This window comes from Paraburkholderia hiiakae (assembly GCF_904848665.1).
In the GTDB taxonomy this organism is placed as follows: domain Bacteria; phylum Pseudomonadota; class Gammaproteobacteria; order Burkholderiales; family Burkholderiaceae; genus Paraburkholderia; species Paraburkholderia hiiakae.
The window spans coordinates 381,408-401,182 of sequence record NZ_CAJHCQ010000002.1; the positions used below are offsets into that span (position 1 = coordinate 381,408).

A 19,775-nucleotide genomic window follows, 5' to 3' on the forward strand; every position below is an offset into this window, starting at 1 on the left:
GACTACAAAGTCACTACTTGAAGTCAGACGCGCGGCGGATGTTACCGATAATTCCCCCTGGCATGTGAAAATCAGACGTAACAAAATGTCACACGAATTCACATGAGTTTCAATTACCGAAACTTAGTGAATTTCCGCCAATAGCAAGGTATTAATTACCTCAAGAGAAGCCGGTAATGCTTGCTGCATCGATTGCGTGTTTCAGTTGCTATTTCCGGCTATATCGGCAGTTCTGGGGCGGGCTGAAGACCGAGAGTGTAATTAATTCTTTGGTCTATATTTCCCTTTTAAATCCCTTTCTGATTTAATTCGGGTCGGAATTTAATTGACTCTGCTGCGGCGGTTATGCGAATCGATCCCTATAGCTTCGGGCTGTTCATTTCGGTCGAGGAGGAAGAGGCGTTCGGCGTGACAGGCGTGTTTGTTTTCATAACGGGCGCAATGGCGCTCGTGATGGTTTGCATCGGCCTGATGCGGCGGCGCACGCCTTGCAAGTCGCTGGAGAGCATTTCGCACTGAGCGCCCTCAACCCGCCGCCTGCTCCCGTGCATACTGCGCCGGCGGCACGCCCACGTGCCGCGTGAACGCCACGCTGAACGTGCTGGCCGAGCTGTAGCCAACACGCAGCGCGACCTCCGCCACGCCCTGCGCTTCCCGGCGCAGCAGGTTTCTCGCGATCGCCATGCGCCAGCCGAGCAGATACTCCATCGGCGCGACACCCACCGCTCGCCGGAAGCGCTCGAAAAACGCCGAGCGCGACAGCGCCGCTTCCTTCGCGAGCTGCGCGACGGTCCAGGGCAGGGTGGGGCTTCCATGCATACGCCGTAGCGCCGGCGCGAGGCGCGGGTCGCCGAGACCGCGCAGCAGGCCCGGCGTAGCCGACGCGTCCCCCGTCGAGCGCAACGCTTCGATCAGCAGCACCTCCAGCAGGCGCGCGAGGATGACATCGCGCGCGGGCCGCTGCGCGCGCGACTCGTCGCGCACGAGTTGTACGAGCGTGGCGAGCCGCTTTTCGCCACGAACATGGACGAGCTGCGGGAGCAGGGAGACGAGCAAGGCCGCATCGGGCGAGCCGAACACGCAGTAACCCACGAGCATCTGCACGTTGGGCGGCCCGCTCGGGTTGCCAAGCCGGTATTCGCCGCTGAGCTGCGCGACGGGGGTGGTGTCGGTGGTCTGCGTCGTCGCCGGATCGAGGCTCGACACCGTGAAGCCGTGGGCCTCCGGGATCAGGATGAAATCGTCGGGTTCGAGCGTGACCGGCTCCTGGCCATCCACTTCGAGGCGGCATGAACCTTCGAGGATCGCGCAGTAGAAGGGCTGCCCGGCATCCACGCGCCGAATACGCCAGGCACCGGCGCCGCTCACCCTTTTCGAGAGCGAGGCGCCCGGCTGGAGCAGCGCGACCACTTCGGCAAGCGGGTCGATCATGACCGGACTCCTGCAAATGAAGCATGGAGTTCTGATTGTAGCAAGTCCAGTTACGGCGGCTTATCGACCGGGTAGTGCCAACCCACTTGCAGGAGCCTTCATGAAAACCGTCTTGCCGCTGCTCGCCGTGTACGCCGCGAGCAAAGCGGCGGTCAACGCGTTTACGGAGTCGCTTGCGCACGAACTCGCGCCGTTCAATGTGCGCACATGCGTCGTGCTGCCGGGCCGCGCGCCGTACCCGCTTTAGCGATCTACCCGCTGCTGCCACTGCGCCGGATAGCGGTCGCCCACCACCTGGATCTCTTTGAGCGCCGCTTCGATGGCGGCGAGATCGCCAGCGCTCAACTCGATACTGGCCGCGCCCACGTTTTCGTCGAGCCGGGAAAGCTTCGTGGTGCCAGGAATCGGCACGACCCACGGCTTTTGCGCGAGCAGCCAGGCCAGCGCGATCTGCGCGCGCGTCGCACCTTTGCCCTCCGCAAGACGGCCTAACACGTCGACGAGACCCGCATTGGCCTTGCGATTCTCCTCGGAAAAGCGCGGCACGATCGCGCGGAAGTCGCTCTGGTCGAACGACGTGCGCTCATTGATCGCCCCGGTCAGAAAGCCCTTGCCGAGCGGGCTGAACGGCACGAAGCCAATGCCCAGCTCCTCCAGAACCGGCATCACCTTGTGCTCCGGCTCGCGCCACCAGAGCGAATATTCGCTTTGCAGCGCGGCTACGGGCTGCACGGCGTGGGCGCGGCGAATAGACTGCTCGCCCGCTTCGGAAAGGCCGAAGTGCTTCACCTTGCCTTCCCGGATCAGATCCTTGACCGTGCCCGCCACGTCTTCCATGGGTACGTTCGGATCGACGCGGTGCTGGTAGAAGAGGTCGATGCGATCGGTCTTCAGGCGCTTGAGCGACGCCTCGGCGACGGCGCGGATGCGCTCGGGCCGGCTGTCCATGGGCTTCTTCGAGTCGCCGTCCTGAAAGCCGAACTTCGTGGCGATTACCACCTGGTCGCGAATCGGCGCGAGCGCCTCGCCGACCAGTTCTTCGTTGACGAAGGGCCCGTAGACTTCGGCCGTGTCAAAGAACGTGACGCCGCGCTCGAACGCCGTGCGGATCAGACGGATCGCGTCCGTCTTTTCGGTGGCGGGCCCATAGCCGAAGCTCAGCCCCATGCAGCCGAGGCCCAACGCGGAAACTTCGAGGCCGTTCTTGCCGAGTGTGCGCTTTTGCATGTCTTGCTCCTTTAATGCGATTGGACGAGCGGCCCCGGTGTTCACGCGGGAGCCGCCTTCTACCCGACCCAGTTTAGGTTGCTGCATGCCGCTCAACAATCCCGCTAAACTTGCATGAGGTATTGAGCGAAATTCATAAATGGTGCGTACCGGCTTATCCGAACTGACGGCTTTCGTGATGATCGCTGAACAGCGCAGCTTCAGCGGCGCGGCGCGCATGCTGGGCGTTTCGCCGTCCGCGCTCAGCCACACCGTGCGCAACCTGGAGGCGAAGCTCGGGGTGCGCCTCTTGAACCGCACCACGCGCTCCGTGGCGCTGACCGAAGCGGGCGAGCAACTGCTCAACCGCGTGCGGCCCGCCATGGCCGATCTCGAAGACGCCGTGAACGACGTCGCGACCGCGAGTGACCGGCCTTCGGGATCGATCCGCATCAGCGCGTCGGAATCGGGGGCGCGCCCGCTCATTCGACATGTGTTGCCGGGGTTCCTCGCCCGCTATCCGGACATCCGCGTGGAATTCGTGGTCGACTCGCGGCTCGTGGACATCGTGGCCGGCGGGTTCGACGCTGGCGTGCGCGTGCTCGAAGACGTGCCGCGCGACATGATCGCCATCCGCTTCACGCAGGACATGCGCTTTGGCGCGGTAGCCTCGCCCGCGTATCTGACGCAGCATGCGCCGCCGCGCGCGCCGCACGACCTGGAGCGGCACCGCTGCATCCGCTTTCGCTTCGAGAGCGGCGCGCTGTTCCGCTGGGATTTCGCGCACCGAGGCAAGAGCGCCAGCATCGACGTGGACGGGCCGCTCACGCTCGGCAATCTCAACCTGATGGTCGAGGCGGCGCTCGCCGGGGTTGGCGTGGCGTGGGTACCGGAATCGCTCGTGGGCGAGCATGTGGCCGCCGGTCGGCTCGTCCACTTGCTGCCCGAGTGGGGGCCGGTGTTTTCAGGGCTCTGCCTTTACTATCCGGCCAATCGCCATCCGCCCGCGGCGCTGCGCCTCTTCGCGCAGGCCGTGCGCGAGTGGGCCGATACGGCCGATGCCGCACCGCAGCGCAAGCCGCAAACGCGATGAAATGAATCGGCCTGCAATGTATTGTGTCCCGCGCCCGCGCCGATACAGTGGGATACAAAGCCTCTCGCGGCATACGGTATAAACCCACCATACCCTGCACACGGAGTCCGAACATGCACGCCGATGGTTTTGCGGGCGGCGCGGCGATGAGCGCGCTGCACTGGCCGCGCACGCTGTTCGCGCGCCTCGCCCTGATCCTTTGCGTCGGCCTCGCGCTCGCGCAGTTGCTGTCGTTCAAGCTCACGATGACCGAGCGCAACGACGCCACCGCGAACATGATGACCAATTACATCTCGCGCGAGGTCGCCATCTCCGTGGCGCTGCTCGACCATCTGCCCGCAGCGCAACGCGCGGCGTGGCTGCCGCAGCTCGCGCGGCGCACCTACAGCTTCATTCTCGGACCCGGCACGCCCGGCGAGCCGCCCGACGCGAGCCGCTCGAAGAACGTGGCGTCGGCCATCGCGGCGGGCCTCGCCGACAAGTACGCGCTCACCACCAATTCGGTGCCCGGCAACGGTGAACGTCTGCAGATCCATTTGCGGCTTTCCGACGGCTCGCCGCTCACCATCGATTACCGCCCGGGTCCCGCGCTGCCCTTGTCGGGCTGGCTGCCGGCTGTGCTCGTCGCCCAGCTCGTCGTGCTGGCGGCGTGCTGCTGGTTCGCGGTGCGCACGGCCACGCGGCCGCTGCACGAACTCGCCCGCGTGGCCGACGCGCTGGGTCCGGACCTGAAGGCGGAGCGCCTGGAGGAAGAAGGCCCTTCCGAAGTGGCGCGCGCGGCGCGCGCGTTCAACGCCATGCAGGAGCGCATATCGGCGCACGTGGCCGAGCGCATGCAGATACTCGCGGCCATCTCCCACGATTTGCAGACGCCGATCACGCGCATGCGCCTGCGGGTGGACCAGATGGACGACGACGCGCAAGCGGGCAAGCTCGCCCAGGACCTGCACGAGATGGAGCAACTGGTGAAGGAGGGCGTGGCCTACGCGCGCACGCTGCACGGCACCGGTGAAGCGCCCGCCCGCGTCGATCTCGACGCGCTGCTCGACAGCCTGGTGTGCGACTACGTGGATGCGGGTTCGCCCGTGACCTTCGAGCGCCGCCTGAACGTGGCGATCGTCACGCGTGTGCAGGCGCTGCGCCGCATCGTCGGCAATCTCGTGGACAACGCGCTGAAGTACGGCAGCACGGCCGCCATCGAAGTGAGCGCGTCGCCGCGGGACAAGACCGTCACGATCTCGGTGCTCGACAGCGGCCCCGGCATTCCCGAAGAAGCGCTCGAAAAGGTGTTCGAGCCGTTCTACCGGCTCGAAACCTCGCGCAATCGGGGCACGGGCGGCACGGGTCTCGGCCTCGCGATCTCGCGCCAGCTCGCCGTGGCGATGGGCGCGCAGCTTACGCTGCGCAACCGGCCCGAAGGCGGACTGGAAGGACGGCTCGTGCTTGGCGGCGCGGATGCGTGAAATGCGGCGCGCCGTGCGCGCTCGCCCACGTCGCTTAAGCGAGCGGAATGAAGACGTTGAACTGGCCTTCCTCGGGGTGGCGCGAGCGATGACCCTTGCCCACGGTGTCTTCGCACAGCACGACCGTGCCCGGCTCGCAATGGCGCGTGTCGCCGTCGCTCGTTTCGAACTCGACCCAGCCGGTCATCCAGATCACGAACTGACGAACCGGCGTGGTGTGCCAGTCCGCCTCCTTGAGGCCCGCCGGCACCCACCCAAAGCGCACCGCCTTCGCCTGCTCCCACGTCGAAAGATAAATGGGCGGGATGTTGGGAAAGAGCTCCAGCGGCGTGAGCGGGATATCGATGTCCTCGAAATGGGACTCGCCCTGGGCGTCGGCGTAGATTCGCAGACATTTCATGGAGACCTCCTGGAGCCGTTCTCTGCGTTTCGCTCGCTACAGCAAACGAGCATAAACAATGCCGGTTTGTTGCTGGCCCGGCTGCGGTCATTGCCGGGCATTTCAGGTCATTTCAGGTCGATGAGCAGCGCGCCGAATCTGCGCCAGCGCACATTGTCGTCCCGAATCGCGCGCCGCGGGTCCGGTTTGTACGCGCCCCGTCGTCGTGCCCTGTAGCGATTTGCGCCCGCATTGCAATATGTTGTGTCCGCCCGCGCGGTGGATACCGTGCGATACAGCGCCGCGCGCGCCTTGCGCTATAAATCAGGCAACCAGATCAAACGAGCGGAGAGCAATATGAGCACGTCGAAGGGCACGTCTAGCTGGAAGGGTTCCTGTCATTGCGGTGCGGTACAGTTCGAAGTCCGAACGGCGATCGAGCCGGCCGGGCGTTGCAACTGCAGCCTGTGCCGCCGCAAGGGCGCGCTGATGAGCCCGCTGTTCGAGGCTCGCGAACTGACCATCCTCGCGGGCGAAGACGCGCTCACGCTTTACCAGTTCAATACGCGCGTGGCGAAGCACTATTTCTGCAAGCACTGCGGCATTTATCCGTTTCATCAGACGCGCAAGGACCCGGCGCGCTGGCGCGTCAATCTCGGCTGCCTGGAAGGCGTGGATGTCTATGCGCTCGAAGCATCGGTTGCCGACGGCGCCAGCCTTTCCGTGATGGAGGACGCATGAAACGCCTGCTCGCTATCCTGTTCTTCGCGGCGAGCGGCCTGGCTGCGGAGATTGCCCATCCGGTGTACTGTTCGTGCATCGCGGAAACCCGTTCACGCCTCGCGCGCAAGGAGAAAAAGAACCAATGACGGAAAAGATCGATCACGTCCTGATCGTCGATGACGATCGCGGCATACGTGAACTGGTCGGGGCGTACCTCGAAAAGAACGGCATGCGCGTGTCGCTGGCCGCGAACGGGCGCGAGATGCGCGCGTTGCTGGAGAGCGGCGCGCCCGACCTGATCGTGCTCGACCTCATGATGCCCGGTGACGACGGCCTCGTGCTATGCCGCGAACTGCGCGCGGGCAAGTTCCGCGCCGTGCCCGTGGTGATGCTCACCGCGCGCAACGAGGAGACGGATCGCATCGTCGGCCTCGAAATGGGCGCCGACGACTATCTGCCCAAGCCCTTCGCCGTGCGCGAACTGTTCGCGCGCATCCGCTCGGTGCTGCGCCGCACACGCATGCTGCCGCCGGGCATGGAAGTGAGCGAGTCGGCGCAATTGCTCGCGTTCGGCGACTGGCGGCTCGATACCACGGCGCGCCATCTGCTGGATGCCGAAGGCACGATTGTCGCGCTGAGCGGCGCGGAATACCGGCTGCTGCGCGTGTTCCTCGACCATCCACAGCGCGTGCTCACGCGCGACCAACTGCTGAGCCTCACGCAAGGCCGCCAGGCCGATGCGTTCGACCGCTCGATCGACCTGCTCGTGAGCCGGCTGCGCCAGCGCCTGCGCGACGAGGCGCGCGAACCGCGCTACATCAAGACGCTGCGCAGCGAGGGGTATGTGTTTTCCTCGGCGGTGAGCACAGTCCAGGCCCCGGAGTAAGGGCGGCCAGGGTCAGGGCTGGCCGAATTAGTCGAATTAGCCGAAGAAGCGCAGCAGTGCTTCGCCAACCGCTGCGGGCTGTTCCTCCGGCAGGAAGTGGCCGCAGTGGGCAATCGTCGCGCCTTGCACTTCATCGGCGTAATTGCGCAGCGGACCAGCCATGTCCGCAATCGAGCCCTGGTCGGCGCTCAGCGCGAGAACGGGCATCCGCAATTTGCCGCGCGTGCTCAACTCGCGATTCTGGCGCGCCGAAACATCGGCCGCGCGGTAGTAGGCCAGTCCCGCGCGCAATCCGCCTTCCTTCGTGAACACGCGCAAATATTCGTCGATATCGGCATCCGTGAAGGTTTGCGGATTCGCCGTCTTGCGGCGCAGAAACCAGTCCAGGTACGCGCGCTCCTTGCCGGCTATCAGCAACTCCGGCAGATCGGCAATCGCATGGAAGGCGAAGTGCCAGGTGCGCCACGCGCGTTCGGGCGCCACGGGCAACGCTTCCGGCAGGGTGATGCCGGGGATGCCGGCGTCGAGCAATGCGAGTTTCGACACTTCATCGCCAAATAGTGCAGCGTAGGGATAAGCGACCCATGCGCCGACGTCGTGGGCGGCGAGGTGGTAGCGACGTGCTTCGAGCTTGCCGAGCAACGTGTGCAGGACGGTTGCGAGCGATTGTGTGTCGTAGCCGCCAGGCGGGCGGTCCGAGTCGCCCTGGCCGGGCAGGTCAGGGACGATCACGCGGTAACGCTGCGCGAGGCGCGGCATGACCTTGCGCCACGCGAACCCGCTCTGCGGATAGCCGGCTAGCAGCACCACGGTCTCGCCTTGTTCCTTTCCGCCGATGACGTAGTGCAGCCGTGTGCCTTCGACGGTCGCGAAGCGATGCTCGAAGCCGGGCAGGATTGGGTCGGCCAGCGAGGCTGGACCGTGGTCGATCATGCGTGAGGGCGTACTCATGACGTGAAGCTCCTGTGGGTGTAGAGGAACGCAGGCATAGATTGGAAATAATCATTTCCAAATTAGCCAAAAAAATTTCAACGCAGCAAACGCATGGCTTCTTCGGCCGCGGCTAGCATGTCGCGCTGTGTGCGACCGGATTTGCCGATCAACCGAAAGCCATGGAGCAGCGCGAGCAAGGTGCGCGCCATGGCCGGAACATGGATTTCCGGTGCAACGGAGCCGTCTTTCTGGCCTTGCTGGAGGAGTTCGCGCAGCATCTCTTCGGTACGCCGCATGGCGGTTTCGATGCGCGTGGCGATTTCGTCGTCGAACGTCGCGAGTGCCGTTGCGCTCGAAACGACCAGGCATCCGCGTCGGCCCTCGCTGCCATGGGACGATTCGGCGTAGAAAAGGAGGATGACGCGGATCTTTTCGTTTGCTTTGGACTGCCTGGCGAGGCGATGGCGCAATTCGGCGTTGCGCGTCGCGACATAGTGATCGAACGCGGCGAGAAAGACACCGCGCTTGTCGCCGAACGCCTTGTAGAGGCTGCCTGCGGTCAGGCCCGTTGCTTCGCTGAGATCGCCTACGGAGGTGGCGTGGTAGCCGCGCTCGCGGAATACGCGCACGGCGCCGTCCACGACGGTTTCCATGTCGAATTCGCGCGGCCGGCCGGGGCTGCGGGCCACGGATTGGGGTGGGTGATCGGATGCCATGGTGCGATTATAGGAAATGTTCATTTCCTAATCAACTACCCCATCTAATCCACCCTCACTCCACACTTTCCCCCCGCCCCTTATGCTGCGCCGCCAGCCTTTCCTGGTGCGTCGGCGGCACGGGATCATAATGGCTCAGTTGAATGCTGTAGTTCCCATGCCCGCCCGCGAGCGAATTCAGCCGCGACTGATAATCGTTGAGTTCGGCTAGCGGCACCTTCCCCGCAATGACCATGGCCTGCCCGCCCATCGTGCGCGTGCCATGCACCTGCCCGCGCCGTGCGGAAAGATCGCCGATGATGTCGCCCATCGCGCCCTCGGGCGTCATCACTTCGATATCGACAATCGGTTCGAGCACGATCGGCTGAGCCTTCAAAACCGCATCGATAAACGCCTTGCGCCCTGCGGTTACGAACGCCACTTCCTTCGAGTCCACCGGATGGTGCTTGCCGTCATACACAATCACGCGCACGTCCTGCATGGGAAAACCCGCGAGCGGCCCGCTGTCGATCACCTGCAAGACGCCTTTTTCCACCGCTGGCATGAACTGCGAAGGAATCGCGCCGCCTTTCACGGCATCCACGAACTCGAAGCCCGCACCGCGCGGCAAGGGCTCAACGCGCAACATGACCTCGCCGAACTGGCCCGCGCCGCCGGTCTGCTTCTTGTGGCGGCAATGCCCGTCGGCTTTGCCGCCAATCGTCTCGCGCCATGCAATCGTCGGCGGACGCGTCACGACTTCAAGTTTGTACTGATCGGTTAATCGTTCCAGCATGTAGCGCAAGTGCAGTTCGCCCAGCCCACGTACAACGGTCTCGTTGGTGCCCTCGGGGTGATCGATCTGCAGACAAGGATCTTCCGCCGCGAGCTTTTGCAGCACTTCCCACACGCGCTGCTCGTTGCCCGGACGCGCCGGCTCGATAGCGAGACCGTAAATCGGCGTGGGAAACGCTGGCGGCGTGAGGTGGATGTTGCCGTCTTCGGGTGCGTCGTGCAGCACGGCGTCGAAGCCGATATCGTCCGCCTTCGCCACCGCGCAGATATTGCCGGGCCCCGCGCGTTGGACCTCCGTATGTTCCTTGCCCTGCAGCATGAGCAGATGCGCCACCTTGAACGGCTGCCGCGCGTTGCCGATATAAAGCTGGCTGTCACGCGTCACCGTGCCCTGATGAATGCGAAACACGGCGACCTTGCCGATATACGGGTCCATCACGATCTTGAACACATGCGCGAGTACGTGTTTATCGGCGTCCGGTTCGGCGCGCACGGGCTCCTTGCCTTCCTTGCCGTCTACCTCGCGGTAAAACAGCGGCGGATTGCCTTCGGTGACATTGGGCAAGAGCTTCACGAACACGTCGAGCAGTTGCGCGATGCCCGCACCCGTCGTCGTCGAGGTGAAGCACACCGGCACGAGATGCCCTTCGCGCAACGCGCGTTCGAACGGCTCGTGCAGTTGCTCGGGGCTAATGGCTTCGCCCTGTTCGAGATACAGTTCCATCAACTCGGGATCGAGTTCGATCACCTGGTCGACTAGCGCATTGTGCGCGGCTTCCACCGAATGAAAATCGGCCTCGCCCGCGGGGTTGAAAAAGCAGTCCACCACTTCGCGGCCGCCTTGCGCAGGCAGATTGATCGGCAGGCAGGTCTTGCCGAAGGTCTCCTGTATCTGCGCGAGCAGTCCCGGCAAATCGACCTTTTCCGCGTCGATGCCGTTCACGATGATCATCCGGCACAGCTTGCGCTGCTGCGCGTACGTCATCATGCGAGTCGTCGTCATTTCGATGCCGGTACGCGCGTTGATGACAATGGCCGCTGTTTCCACCGCGGGCAGCGCGCTCATCGACATGCCGGAGAAGTCGGGGTAGCCGGGTGTGTCGAGCAGGTAGATTCGCGTGCCCTGGTGGTCGAAGTGGGCGATGGCGGAATTGAGGGAGTGGTGGTACTTGCGTTCGAGGGGATCGAAATCGCAGAGGGCGGTGCCGCGATTCACGCTGCCTGGGGCGTGCAGCGCGCCGCCCTGGTGCAGGAGCGCTTCGGCAAGCGAGGTCTTGCCGCAGCCGGCATGGCCGACCAGAGCGATCGTGCGGATGGCTTCGGGACTGTAATCCATGGCCGCCGTCGTCCGTTAGTGGATGTTCGGCAATTATTGGCGATATTTCCGCGCTCTGCCAATCCCAAGCAGAAAATAGCGTGCACGAACGCGCGCAACGCACTGTCCGGCCATCTTCGCTGCGCTGCAATATTCAGGTGAACTGTAGAAGACGTTTGATGCGTGAAACTGAGGGGACGGATCACTCAACGTTCGCGCGGCGTACCGCCTCGCTCGATCAGCGCGTTGAGCAACTCGATTGGCAGCGGGAAGACGATGGTGGAATTCTTGTCGGCGGCGATGGTGGTGAGCGTCTGCAGATACCGCAATTGCATGGCCTGCGGCTGCTGCGCGAGACATTGCGCGGCCTGCAGCAATTTTTCGGACGCCTGCAGTTCGCCTTCCGCGTGAATCACCTTTGCGCGGCGCTCGCGTTCGGCTTCGGCCTGGCGTGCGATCGCCCGGATCATCGTTTCATTGATGTCCACGTGCTTGATCTCGACGTTCGATACCTTGATGCCCCACGCGTCTGTTTGCGCATCGAGCGTTTTCTGGATGTCGGCGTTCAGTTGCTCGCGCTCGGCGAGCAGGGCGTCGAGTTCGTGTTTGCCGAGCACGGCGCGCAGCGTGGTTTGCGCGAGCTGGCTCGTCGCCTCGACGTAGCGCGCGACCTGAATCACGGCCTTTTCCGGGTCCACCACGCGAAAATAGACCACGGCGTTGACCTTCACCGAAACGTTGTCGCGGGTGATGACATCCTGTGCGGGCACGTCGAACACCACGGTGCGCAGGTCCATGCGCACCGCCACCTGCACGACAGGAATGATCAGCACGAGGCCCGGCCCCTTGACCTTCCAGAAGCGCCCGAGCATGAACACGACGCCGCGTTCGTACTCCTTGAAGATGCGGATGGACGATAACGCGATCAGCAGCACCAGCGCGATCAGAAGACCTGTGAAGCCGAACGTGAAGCCGATCATGAACGTTCTCCTTTGTCGTGTGCCCTGTCGTGTACGGCGCCGTGCAGCGGGGCGACGGTGAGCGTGAGGCCGCTGCGCGAGCTCACGCGCACGCGGCTGCCGGCGGCGAGCGGCGTGGCGCAGGCTACGTGCCAGCGCTCGCCGTGCACGCGGGCCCAGCCCGTGGAAAGTGCCGCGTGGCCGGGTCGCGGATCGGGCTGCAGGCCCTCGTCGATCACTTCGCCAATGGCGCCCACCATGGCCTCCGCGCCGGTCACCACCGGGCGCCGCCGCGCGCGCAGAGCCACGCTGGACACGACGGCGACGAACGCCGCGCCGCCGAGCGCCAGGCCCGCAATGAGCGGTATGGGGATGCCATAGCCGGGCGCGCCGGTGTCCATCAGCATGAGCGCGCCGATGGCGAACGCCACGATGCCGCCAAAGCCCAGCACGCCAAACGTCGGCAAAAAGGCCTCCGCGATGAGGCATGCGAGCCCGAGCAGCACGAGCCCGAGACCCGCGTAGCTCACGGGCAGCAATTGCATGGCGAACAGACCCACGAGCAGGCAAGTCGCCCCCGCTATGCCTGGCAGCACGAAGCCGGGGTTGGCGAATTCGAAGAAGAGCCCGTACACGCCGATGGTCAGGAGAATCAGCGCGACGTTGGGGTCGGCGATGATCGAAAGGAAACGGTTGCGCCAGTCGGGCGTGACGACTTCTAGCGGCGCGTGCGCGGTGGCGAGGCGCAGCGTGCCCGCCGTGGTCGTGACGGTGCGGCCGTCGAGCTGGCGCGCGAGATCGGCAGGGTCCTGCGCGATCAGGTCGATCACGTGCTGGTCGCGCGCCTCTTCGTCGGATAGGCTCACCGCCTCGCGCACCGCGCGCTCGCCCCACGCCGCGTTGCGCCCGCGCAGTTGCGCGAGGCCGCGAATGTAGGCGGCGGAGTCGTGCATGACCTTGCGGGCTTCCGTCGATGCGTTGTCGTCGGCGCGCGGGGCCGATGCGCCGGAGGCGGCCTCCGGGAGGCCTGCTGGGCCACCTGCAGGGCCACCGCCGCCGCCCACGCCAAGCTGTACCGGCGACGCCGCGCCGAGATTGGTGCCCGGCGCCATGGCCGCGAAATGGCTTGCGTAGACGATATAGGTGCCCGCGCTCGCGGCGCGTGCACCGCCGGGCGCGACGAACGCCGCGACCGGCACCGGGGAGGCCAGGATCGCCTTGATGATCTGCCGCATCGAGGTGTCGAGGCCGCCGGGCGTATCCAGTTCGAGGATCGCAAGCGGCGCGCGCTCGCGCGCGGCACGCTCCAGCGAACGGACGATGAAATCGGCGCTGGCGGGTCCGATCGCACCGTTCACGGTCATGACGACGACGGGTGGGCTAGCCGCAGCGAAGGCCGCTGGCAAAGCGAGCGCAGCCGCCAGCGCTGCCCACGCGACGAGCAAGGCGACGAACACGACGGCACGAGCAAGCCGCGCCGTGAGCGGATGGTGCGGCTGAGCGGGCGGCGTGTCGTGCACCGCGGCATGCGAGGGGCGATGATCGCGCATCGGAAGTCCGGAGCATGGCGCACGTTCCGGTTCACAGATGGGGCAGGAGCCGATACCTCAAGATTAGGCGCTTTCCGCGCAAAGCGCGAACCGGCCCGACTGGCTGGAATACGCGCCGAACGTTGCGCCGCACACTTAAGCGCTCACGCGCTCGCCCGCCACGGACAACAACGCACGGCGGACGTGAAACACATCAGCGCCGTGCCTGCGGCCTCGGAGGGTTACGCCGCGTACGGCCATGGCAATGTCGACAAGGCGTGGGCAGTCACCGACGACACCGCCGCCTTCCTCGACGTGGCCGGCGTCACACCGCCGAACCAGGCCGCGCCCGCGCTCATCAACGCACTCACGGGTGTCGACCAGAACAAGGGCAAGGTGACGGGCAAGTCAGTTGCGTGCGCAACTGAATGGCAAGACGACTGTGGAAGTGCACACGGAAGCGTTCGGCGACGAAGCCTATGCCGCCGCCTGGTTGCGCAGCGCGGATGGCCGCTGGAAGGCATTGTGGACGGAGCCGCGGCTCGGATCCACGGACGGTCACTGGCAGCTTTACGATCTCGCAAAGGACCGCGGCGAAACCACGGATGTCTCGATGCAGAATCCCTCGGTGATCCAGAGTCTCGTGAACCGGTGGAACACGGATATGAACAACGTGGGCGGCGTCGAACCGTTGCGTCCGCAAGGTTATTACTGAGGGCGCGGCAATGCGCTATCGGCTAACACTCGCGGCGCTCGGCAACGAGCGCAAGACCGGCTTGGCGCATCTGCAAGGCGGTTCGCTCGTGTTCGGCAGCACGGTGGGCTTACCTGGACGAGCGCCCCGCGCCCGGCCGACGCAGTCCGGAGCGGGAATACGCGGAGAAGGCCGGCCGCGAGCGCGCGGACCTCGACACAGCGCCCACGGCGAGCTACTGGCAAGGCGCATCTCCGGTGCTCAACACCGCCGAGGACGGCCATGCCGGCCCCGTTCCCGCGGGTACGGACGCTTGCTGCAGTCAGGCGCTAATTAGTACCAGCGGCGCTGAGCTTCTGCGAGCAGCTCGCAGTATTCGAGGTGACGGTTCAGCGCTTCGGCGCCGAGACGACGCAGTGCAGCCAGAACTTGAGTCACTTTTTCGACGATTGCACCCATGATTTCCTCTTTGCTAGGGTTAGTGCCTAAGGGATAACCCTTATTATAGAGATCTCGGGGCAGAATGCAAGGCTCGAGGACCCTAAGTGTGTGGTGCAGCAACACTTTTGATTTGCCCCTTATTGGTGTGCTAGCGGGCAGTCCGCACGCGGTAAGGCGCCTTCTTGTATCGCACTGTGTCTGGCCGCCCGTGCGACAAGCGCGCTTGCAAAAACGGGCGCGCGCGCAAACAAGCCAGATACATCGCGGCGTTCAAATGTCTCCTACGCAAGGTTGATACACAACAGTGCGCAACCCGTCACCCAACGTCAGGAGAAACACCGTGAAGCTCGCTCAATCGCTCGCCGCCGCCGCTCTTGCTGCCCTCGTTGCCGTTCCCGCGCTCTCGTTCGCGCAATCGAGCCAACCGGTAACCCGCGCCGAAGTGAAGGCCGAACTCGTGCAACTCCAGAAGGCGGGCTACAACCCCGCCAGCGACAACACGCAATACCCCGCGAACCTGCAAGCCGCGCTCTCGCGCGTGAGCGCTGAGAATGGCGCAGCGGCGGCGGCATTCGGTGGGGTGGGTGAGGGCGCATCCGCGGCAGGCAGCCGCACGCACGCTCGCGCCGTATCGAATGCCCCCGGTGCGAATGCGGCCGATCAGGATGTCGTTGGCCTCGAACCGATCTACGCTCACTCGTAATGCGCGCGGCATCATGCCGCGAAGTTTGCCGCATACCGGCAAGCTTCGCGGCTTTGCCGCGTCTATGCCTGGCGCGCGCTTCCCCCCTGTTCCCAATTGCCCGACTTGCTGCTGGTACCATGTGCTTGCGTGCCCGCGCGGCACTTGCGAACGTTTGAGTTCAAGACGCGTCCATGCGCGTCAACGCGCCATTCGCGCATACACCCCGAAGCTCGCACGAGGTCAACATGCCGGGAACCCAGATCCCCATTTCCGCTCGCCCACGCATGATCCTGTTCAGCGCGCGCCAGTACGACGTCGATACGTTTGCCGAGGCGAACACCGCTTTCCAGTACGAATTGCACTACCAGGAATCGCACCTCGACGCCGATACCGCCGTGATCGCCGACGGCTATGACGTGGTGTGTCCGTTCGTGAACGATACGGTCGACGCCGCCACGCTCGAGCGCCTCCACAAGGGCGGCACGCGACTCGTGGCGCTGCGCTCGGCCGGTTTCAATCACGTCGATCTTGCGGCGGCGCAGCGCCTTGGCATCACCGTCGCGAGAGTGCCCGCGTATTCGCCGCATGCGGTGGCCGAGCATGCCGTCGGGCTGATCCTCGCGCTGAACCGCAAGCTGCCGCGCGCCGTGTCGCGCACGCGCGAAGGCGACTTCTCGCTCGCGGGGCTGCTCGGTTTCGACCTGCATGGGAAGACGGCCGGTGTGGTCGGCACAGGCATTATCGGCCGGTGTTTCGCGCGCATCATGGCGGGCTTCGGGATGCAGGTGCTCGCCCATGACCCGGGCACGCCGGCCGCCGACTTGCTGGCGCTCGGCGCGCGCTACGTACCGCTCGACACGCTGCTTGCGCAGTCCGACGTGGTGAGCCTGCATTGCCCGCTCGTGCCCGCAACGCGTCATTTGATCGATCGCCACGCGCTCGCGAAGATGAAGCGCGGCGCCATGCTCATCAACACCGGGCGCGGCGGGCTCGTGGAAAGCAGCGCGCTCGTGGATGCGCTCAAGAGCGGCCAGCTTGGACACCTCGGCCTCGATGTGTACGAGGAAGAAGGCGGCCTGTTCTTCGAGGACCATTCGGATGCGCCGTTGCAGGACGACGTGCTCGCGCGTCTCCTGATGTTTCCGAACGTGATCGTCACGTCGCACCAGGCGTTTTTCACGCGTGAAGCGATGAGCGAGATTGCGCAAACGACGCTGCGCAACGTGGAGGCCTGGCGCAACGGCTCGCCGGCCAATCTCGTGGACGCGCCGCACGGCTAACGCGCAACGCATACAGCAACAGGCAAAAAAGGCGAAGCGGGGCGCGCGCAAGCAGCCCCGCTTTTTTGCTTTCTACTACTACACGATCATGCCTCGACGACTGCCAGCGTGACGTCGATGTTGCCGCGCGTCGCCTTCGAATACGGGCAGATCTGATGTGCCGCTTCGACGATGCGCTGTGCCATCTCGCGATCCACGCCCGGCAGCGTCACGTTCAGGCGGCCGCGCAGTTTGAAGGCGTCGTCGGCGTTGACGAGGTCGATCTCGGCGTCGACCGACACGTCGCGCGGCAGCGTCGCGCCGAGCTTCGTGGCGGCGCGGCCCATCGCGCCGATGAAGCACGCCGACCAGCCCGCCGCGAACATCTGCTCCGGGTTCGTGCCCGGTGCGCTCGAGCCGGGCGGCGAAAGCTTCACGTCCAGACGACCATCCTCGCTGCGGGCCGCGCCGTCGCGGCCGCCGGTGGTGTGGGTCGTGCCGGTGTACAGCACTTTTTCTGCCTGGGTCATGGTTCTTGGCTCCTGAGGTTAGCTTCGTGAGGACAATGATTTAACTGCCGCGATACAGCTGCTGGAGCGCGGCGAGCTGGCCGTCGTGCTGCGCCTGGACCAGTTCCTGGCGAACCTGTGCACGCGTGATCTTTGCATTCGCCGCATTGCTGGCGGGCGTCCATGCCTGGCTTTGCTGCGTTGCGCTCGACTGAGCGGGCATGGCGGCGAACACCGGAGAGGCTGCGAGGACTGCGGCGCTGGCGGCGAAGGCGAGAGCGAGCTTCGATACGTTCATGACTTTCTCCTGGGAAGGGTTTGGAAATCCGTCCGGTCATCAGCAAGTTCCGGCGTTGATGCATTACAACCGCCGGACGTATCTGCCGTGTTTCATGAACGCCGCGTTTTGCAAGGGTATGTGTCTGGACCAGGCGCTTATACATTGCGATACAAACGCGCCGCTCGTTCAATCCCGTCCTCACCGCGATCGATCCTGCCGCCCCGACGTTTTTTGATTCGTTTTGTGTACACGCTCTCAGCAGACACATTGGGATACATGGCGCTTTTCCTGCTCGGATATAAATTCACCGGGGCGTTTATGCCTGCCGCCGCGAGCGCGATCGACCGATCTGCTGCCGCTGGCTAATCAACGAGGCCAAGCCGTTTGGGCGCGGCCTGCATGCACAACAAGGAGAAGTGGTCATGTCAGATCCCGTCAACGTCCGGCGCCGTCGCCTTCTCGGCACGTCGCTTGCCGGCCTCACGCTCGCGGACTTCGCATTCGGCGGTCTCGCGCACGCACAGTCGACTGGCGGCACGGATGGCAACACGCGCACGGGCAACGGCGTATCGTTCGGCCCGATCAAGCAGATCAACGCGGGTCTGCTCAATGTGGGCTACGCCGAAGCGGGACCGAAGAACGGCCCGGTGGTGATCCTGCTGCACGGCTGGCCGTACGACATCCATAGCTATGTCGAGGTTGCGCCGATGCTGGCCGCGTCGGGCTATCGCGTGATCGTGCCGTATCTGCGCGGCTACGGCAGCACGCGCATTGTCTCGGACGACACGCTGCGCAACGGCCAGCAGGCCGTCACCGCTGTCGATCTCGTCGCGTTCATGGACGCCCTGAAGATCGATCAGGCCGTTCTGGGCGGCTACGACTGGGGCGCGCGCACGGCGAACATCGTCGCGGCGCTGTGGCCTGAGCGCGTGAAGGGGATGGTTTCCGTGAGCGGCTATCTGATCGGCAGCCAGGAGGCGAACCGCAAGCCGCTGCCGCCGCAAGCCGAGTTGCAGTGGTGGTACCAGTTCTACTTCTCGACCGAGCGCGGCGCGCAGGGTTACACCGCGAATCGCGATGCGTTCAACAAGCTGATCTGGCAACTCGCCTCGCCGAAGTGGAACTTCGACGACGCGACCTACGAGCGCAGTGCAGCGTCGTTCCAGAATCCCGACCATGTGGCCATCGTGATCTCCAACTACCGTTGGCGCCTGGGTCTCGTGCAGGGCGAAGCGAAGTACGACAGCCTCGAGCAGCGTCTCGCCGCCGCGCCCGTCATTACCGTGCCGACCATCACGCTCGAAGGCGACGCCAACGGCGCGCCGCATCCCGCGCCGGCCGCTTACGCGAAGAAGTTCACGGGCAAGTATCTGCACCGCAATATCGACGGCGGCATTGGCCACAATCTCCCGCAGGAAGCGCCCAAGGAGTTCGCGCAGGCCATCCTCCAGGTCACGCATCTGTGATCGGGGCCGCGATGCGAGCGCGTTTCTTCAGGCGTCACGCGCTCCTCGCGGGCGCGCTGCTCGCGAGTCTGGCGCAGGGTCCCGCCGCATGGGCCCAGCAAGGCGCACAAGCACAGTCGCAAGCGCCCCGGCAGGCGGCTTCGCCGATCTACGGCGTGACGATTCCACCCGGCTACCGCAAGTGGGAAATGATCGCGCCGGCCGAGGAGGCCGCGCCGCTCGCCGAACTGCGCGTGGTGCTGGGCAATCCGGTTGCGATCAAGGCCATCGAGAATTCGACGCTGCCGTATCCCGACGGCACGATCCTTGTGAAGCTTGCGTACAAGCGTAAGCAGTCCGATGATTTCGCGCCGGCCACGGTGCCGGGCCAGCCCACGACCGTGCAGGTCATGGTGAAGGACTCGCGCCGCTATGCGTCGACGGGCGGCTGGGGGTATGGGCGTTTCATCAACGGCGTGCCTGCCGACGAGGCGCAACATCAGACCTGTTTTGCGTGCCACGCTTCGAAGGTGAAGGATCGCGACTACGTGTTTACGCGATTCGCGCCTTGACGGGATGCGGGGGCTCTTGATTCATGATCGGTGACATAATCCCGCAGTTGTCTTCAAACTGATCGGGAGAGCCCCATGCAGCGGACATACCGTGGAAGTTGCCATTGCCAGTCGGTGAAGTTCGAAGCACGAATCGATTTCAGCAAGGGCACGGGAAAATGCAACTGCAGCTTCTGTGGAAAACTCCGGCTCTGGCTTGTGCAGGTCCGCCCGGAAGACTTCGTTCTACTTTCGGGCGAAAGCGATCTCACGCACTACGAAGGGAAAAACCCGGTCGCCCATCATCCGTTTTGCAAACACTGCGGCGTGCACGTATTCGACCGCGTCGATATGCCGAACGGAACGGGCTACCCCTACATCAACGTGAATATCATGTGTATCGACGACTTCGACTTGAACGAAGCCTTGAATGCACCGATCTCCTATGCCAACGGTCTCGCGAATGACTGGGGCAATCCGCCTCGGGAAACGCGGCATCTTTGA

At 64.5% G+C, this 19,775-nt stretch carries 22 protein-coding genes and 3 pseudogenes; 14 read left to right on the forward strand and 11 right to left on the reverse strand.

Features of this window, described 5'->3' with window-relative positions:
• Window positions 1–345: 345 nt before the first annotated feature.
• The gene (locus tag JMY28_RS05635) at window positions 346–519 is read left to right on the forward strand and encodes a hypothetical protein (protein ID WP_201695223.1); all 174 of its coding nucleotides are present in this window, start codon (window positions 346–348) and stop codon (window positions 517–519) included.
• 6 nt (window positions 520–525) lie between these two features.
• Here the strand turns inward: JMY28_RS05635 and JMY28_RS05640 are convergent, their stop codons facing one another.
• Window positions 526–1,431: an AraC family transcriptional regulator gene (locus JMY28_RS05640; RefSeq protein ID WP_201694904.1), complete on the reverse strand. Its 906-nt coding sequence runs from the start codon at window positions 1,429–1,431 to the stop codon at window positions 526–528.
• A gap of 109 nt (window positions 1,432–1,540) precedes the next feature.
• Here JMY28_RS05640 and JMY28_RS05645 point away from each other — a divergent pair.
• Window positions 1,541–1,666, forward strand: a pseudogene (locus JMY28_RS05645) (SDR family NAD(P)-dependent oxidoreductase); the annotation flags it as partial.
• Between the two features lie 8 nt (window positions 1,667–1,674).
• Here the strand turns inward: JMY28_RS05645 and JMY28_RS05650 are convergent.
• Window positions 1,675–2,658 carry an aldo/keto reductase gene (locus JMY28_RS05650; protein ID WP_201694905.1) on the reverse strand — a complete coding sequence of 328 codons (984 nt, stop codon included), beginning with the start codon at window positions 2,656–2,658 and terminating at the stop codon, window positions 1,675–1,677.
• A gap of 139 nt (window positions 2,659–2,797) precedes the next feature.
• Here JMY28_RS05650 and JMY28_RS05655 point away from each other — a divergent pair, with 139 nt between their 5' ends.
• Both JMY28_RS05655 and JMY28_RS05660 read left to right on the forward strand, forming a co-directional pair.
• Window positions 2,798–3,730 carry a LysR family transcriptional regulator gene (locus JMY28_RS05655; RefSeq protein ID WP_201694906.1) on the forward strand — a complete coding sequence of 311 codons (933 nt, stop codon included), beginning with the start codon at window positions 2,798–2,800 and terminating at the stop codon, window positions 3,728–3,730.
• Between the two features lie 113 nt (window positions 3,731–3,843).
• Window positions 3,844–5,193, forward strand: coding sequence for an ATP-binding protein (locus JMY28_RS05660; RefSeq protein WP_236596710.1), 1,350 nt, complete (start codon window positions 3,844–3,846; stop codon window positions 5,191–5,193).
• A gap of 34 nt (window positions 5,194–5,227) precedes the next feature.
• Here the strand turns inward: JMY28_RS05660 and JMY28_RS05665 are convergent, their stop codons facing one another.
• Window positions 5,228–5,593, reverse strand: coding sequence for a cupin domain-containing protein (locus JMY28_RS05665; RefSeq protein ID WP_110383838.1), 366 nt, complete (start codon window positions 5,591–5,593; stop codon window positions 5,228–5,230).
• Window positions 5,594–5,929: 336 nt separating this feature from the next.
• Here JMY28_RS05665 and JMY28_RS05670 point away from each other — a divergent pair, with 336 nt between their 5' ends.
• The 3 genes from JMY28_RS05670 to JMY28_RS05675 are packed head-to-tail and all read left to right on the forward strand — an operon-like array spanning window position 5,930 to window position 7,181.
• Window positions 5,930–6,313, forward strand: a complete 384-nt coding sequence (locus tag JMY28_RS05670) for a GFA family protein (protein WP_201694907.1) — start codon at window positions 5,930–5,932, stop codon at window positions 6,311–6,313.
• Window positions 6,310–6,441 carry a hypothetical protein gene (locus tag JMY28_RS39305; RefSeq protein ID WP_268960617.1) on the forward strand — a complete coding sequence of 44 codons (132 nt, stop codon included), beginning with the start codon at window positions 6,310–6,312 and terminating at the stop codon, window positions 6,439–6,441. Before JMY28_RS05670 ends, JMY28_RS39305 begins: the two co-directional genes overlap by 4 nt.
• Window positions 6,438–7,181, forward strand: a complete 744-nt coding sequence (locus JMY28_RS05675; RefSeq protein WP_201694908.1) for a response regulator — start codon at window positions 6,438–6,440, stop codon at window positions 7,179–7,181. Before JMY28_RS39305 ends, JMY28_RS05675 begins: the two co-directional genes overlap by 4 nt.
• A 36-nt stretch (window positions 7,182–7,217) precedes the next feature.
• Here the strand turns inward: JMY28_RS05675 and JMY28_RS05680 are convergent, their stop codons facing one another.
• The 5 genes from JMY28_RS05680 to JMY28_RS05700 all read right to left on the reverse strand — a co-directional run bounded on the left by JMY28_RS05680 (window position 7,218) and on the right by JMY28_RS05700 (window position 13,428).
• A complete protein-coding gene (locus JMY28_RS05680; RefSeq protein WP_236596711.1) occupies window positions 7,218–8,132 on the reverse strand; it encodes an alpha/beta fold hydrolase in 915 nt (304 codons plus the stop codon).
• Window positions 8,133–8,209: 77 nt separating this feature from the next.
• A complete protein-coding gene (locus tag JMY28_RS05685; RefSeq protein WP_328809375.1) occupies window positions 8,210–8,854 on the reverse strand; it encodes a TetR/AcrR family transcriptional regulator in 645 nt (214 codons plus the stop codon).
• A 31-nt stretch (window positions 8,855–8,885) separates the two neighbouring features.
• Window positions 8,886–10,940 (reverse strand): elongation factor G, encoded by a 2,055-nt coding sequence (gene fusA, locus JMY28_RS05690; protein ID WP_201694909.1) that lies wholly within the window; start codon window positions 10,938–10,940, stop codon window positions 8,886–8,888.
• A 185-nt stretch (window positions 10,941–11,125) separates the two neighbouring features.
• A complete protein-coding gene (locus JMY28_RS05695; RefSeq protein WP_201694910.1) occupies window positions 11,126–11,899 on the reverse strand; it encodes a slipin family protein in 774 nt (257 codons plus the stop codon).
• Window positions 11,896–13,428 (reverse strand): NfeD family protein, encoded by a 1,533-nt coding sequence (locus tag JMY28_RS05700; RefSeq protein ID WP_201694911.1) that lies wholly within the window; start codon window positions 13,426–13,428, stop codon window positions 11,896–11,898. Before JMY28_RS05700 ends, JMY28_RS05695 begins: the two co-directional genes overlap by 4 nt.
• Window positions 13,429–13,692: 264 nt before the next feature.
• Between JMY28_RS05700 and JMY28_RS05705 the strand changes: the two are divergent.
• Together JMY28_RS05705 and JMY28_RS38860 are read left to right on the forward strand one after the other, a co-directional pair.
• Window positions 13,693–14,122: pseudogene (locus tag JMY28_RS05705) on the forward strand (arylsulfatase); the annotation flags it as partial.
• A 149-nt stretch (window positions 14,123–14,271) separates the two neighbouring features.
• Window positions 14,272–14,406, forward strand: a pseudogene (locus JMY28_RS38860) (formylglycine-generating enzyme family protein); the annotation flags it as partial.
• Window positions 14,407–14,434: 28 nt separating this feature from the next.
• On the opposite strand, the gene JMY28_RS39310 reads toward JMY28_RS38860, so the two are convergent.
• Window positions 14,435–14,560 (reverse strand): hypothetical protein, encoded by a 126-nt coding sequence (locus JMY28_RS39310; RefSeq protein ID WP_266232470.1) that lies wholly within the window; start codon window positions 14,558–14,560, stop codon window positions 14,435–14,437.
• A gap of 322 nt (window positions 14,561–14,882) precedes the next feature.
• Between JMY28_RS39310 and JMY28_RS05710 the strand changes: the two genes are divergently transcribed.
• Window positions 14,883–15,245: a DUF4148 domain-containing protein gene (locus tag JMY28_RS05710; protein ID WP_201694912.1), complete on the forward strand. Its 363-nt coding sequence runs from the start codon at window positions 14,883–14,885 to the stop codon at window positions 15,243–15,245.
• Between the two features lie 227 nt (window positions 15,246–15,472).
• On the forward strand, window positions 15,473–16,507 hold the full coding sequence (locus JMY28_RS05715) for a 2-hydroxyacid dehydrogenase (protein WP_201694913.1): 1,035 nt from the start codon (window positions 15,473–15,475) through the stop codon (window positions 16,505–16,507).
• 86 nt (window positions 16,508–16,593) lie between these two features.
• Here JMY28_RS05715 and JMY28_RS05720 read toward each other — a convergent pair whose 3' ends face one another.
• Complete coding sequence (locus JMY28_RS05720; RefSeq protein WP_201694914.1) at window positions 16,594–17,016, reverse strand: organic hydroperoxide resistance protein; 423 nt, start codon at window positions 17,014–17,016, stop codon at window positions 16,594–16,596.
• Between the two features lie 40 nt (window positions 17,017–17,056).
• Entirely contained in the window at window positions 17,057–17,293 is a 237-nt protein-coding gene (locus JMY28_RS05725) for a DUF4148 domain-containing protein (protein WP_201694915.1), read from the reverse strand.
• Window positions 17,294–17,697: 404 nt separating this feature from the next.
• Between JMY28_RS05725 and JMY28_RS05730 the strand changes: the two genes are divergently transcribed.
• The 3 genes from JMY28_RS05730 (at window position 17,698) to JMY28_RS05740 (ending at window position 19,775) form a co-directional block, all read left to right on the forward strand.
• Window positions 17,698–18,741, forward strand: coding sequence for an alpha/beta fold hydrolase (locus JMY28_RS05730; protein WP_201694916.1), 1,044 nt, complete (start codon window positions 17,698–17,700; stop codon window positions 18,739–18,741).
• A gap of 11 nt (window positions 18,742–18,752) precedes the next feature.
• Window positions 18,753–19,292: a cytochrome P460 family protein gene (locus JMY28_RS05735; protein ID WP_201694917.1), complete on the forward strand. Its 540-nt coding sequence runs from the start codon at window positions 18,753–18,755 to the stop codon at window positions 19,290–19,292.
• 75 nt (window positions 19,293–19,367) lie between these two features.
• On the forward strand, window positions 19,368–19,775 hold the full coding sequence (locus tag JMY28_RS05740) for a GFA family protein (protein ID WP_201694918.1): 408 nt from the start codon (window positions 19,368–19,370) through the stop codon (window positions 19,773–19,775).

Coding starts and splice junctions, on each gene's coding strand:
- JMY28_RS05720 (WP_201694914.1), bottom strand. CDS start 17,016: ATGACCCAGGCAGAAAAAGTGCTGTACACCGGCACGACCCACACCACC.
- JMY28_RS05650 (WP_201694905.1), bottom strand. CDS start 2,658: ATGCAAAAGCGCACACTCGGCAAGAACGGCCTCGAAGTTTCCGCGTTG.
- JMY28_RS05700 (WP_201694911.1), bottom strand. CDS start 13,428: ATGCGCGATCATCGCCCCTCGCATGCCGCGGTGCACGACACGCCGCCC.
- JMY28_RS05640 (WP_201694904.1), bottom strand. CDS start 1,431: ATGATCGACCCGCTTGCCGAAGTGGTCGCGCTGCTCCAGCCGGGCGCC.
- JMY28_RS05670 (WP_201694907.1), top strand. CDS start 5,930: ATGAGCACGTCGAAGGGCACGTCTAGCTGGAAGGGTTCCTGTCATTGC.
- JMY28_RS39310 (WP_266232470.1), bottom strand. CDS start 14,560: ATGGGTGCAATCGTCGAAAAAGTGACTCAAGTTCTGGCTGCACTGCGT.
- JMY28_RS05635 (WP_201695223.1), top strand. CDS start 346: ATGCGAATCGATCCCTATAGCTTCGGGCTGTTCATTTCGGTCGAGGAG.
- JMY28_RS05730 (WP_201694916.1), top strand. CDS start 17,698: ATGTCAGATCCCGTCAACGTCCGGCGCCGTCGCCTTCTCGGCACGTCG.
- JMY28_RS05655 (WP_201694906.1), top strand. CDS start 2,798: ATGGTGCGTACCGGCTTATCCGAACTGACGGCTTTCGTGATGATCGCT.
- fusA (WP_201694909.1), bottom strand. CDS start 10,940: ATGGATTACAGTCCCGAAGCCATCCGCACGATCGCTCTGGTCGGCCAT.
- JMY28_RS05660 (WP_236596710.1), top strand. CDS start 3,844: ATGCACGCCGATGGTTTTGCGGGCGGCGCGGCGATGAGCGCGCTGCAC.
- JMY28_RS05725 (WP_201694915.1), bottom strand. CDS start 17,293: ATGAACGTATCGAAGCTCGCTCTCGCCTTCGCCGCCAGCGCCGCAGTC.
- JMY28_RS05715 (WP_201694913.1), top strand. CDS start 15,473: ATGCCGGGAACCCAGATCCCCATTTCCGCTCGCCCACGCATGATCCTG.
- JMY28_RS05675 (WP_201694908.1), top strand. CDS start 6,438: ATGACGGAAAAGATCGATCACGTCCTGATCGTCGATGACGATCGCGGC.
- JMY28_RS05685 (WP_328809375.1), bottom strand. CDS start 8,854: ATGAACATTTCCTATAATCGCACCATGGCATCCGATCACCCACCCCAA.
- JMY28_RS05740 (WP_201694918.1), top strand. CDS start 19,368: ATGCAGCGGACATACCGTGGAAGTTGCCATTGCCAGTCGGTGAAGTTC.
- JMY28_RS05695 (WP_201694910.1), bottom strand. CDS start 11,899: ATGATCGGCTTCACGTTCGGCTTCACAGGTCTTCTGATCGCGCTGGTG.
- JMY28_RS39305 (WP_268960617.1), top strand. CDS start 6,310: ATGAAACGCCTGCTCGCTATCCTGTTCTTCGCGGCGAGCGGCCTGGCT.
- JMY28_RS05680 (WP_236596711.1), bottom strand. CDS start 8,132: ATGAGTACGCCCTCACGCATGATCGACCACGGTCCAGCCTCGCTGGCC.
- JMY28_RS05665 (WP_110383838.1), bottom strand. CDS start 5,593: ATGAAATGTCTGCGAATCTACGCCGACGCCCAGGGCGAGTCCCATTTC.
- JMY28_RS05735 (WP_201694917.1), top strand. CDS start 18,753: ATGCGAGCGCGTTTCTTCAGGCGTCACGCGCTCCTCGCGGGCGCGCTG.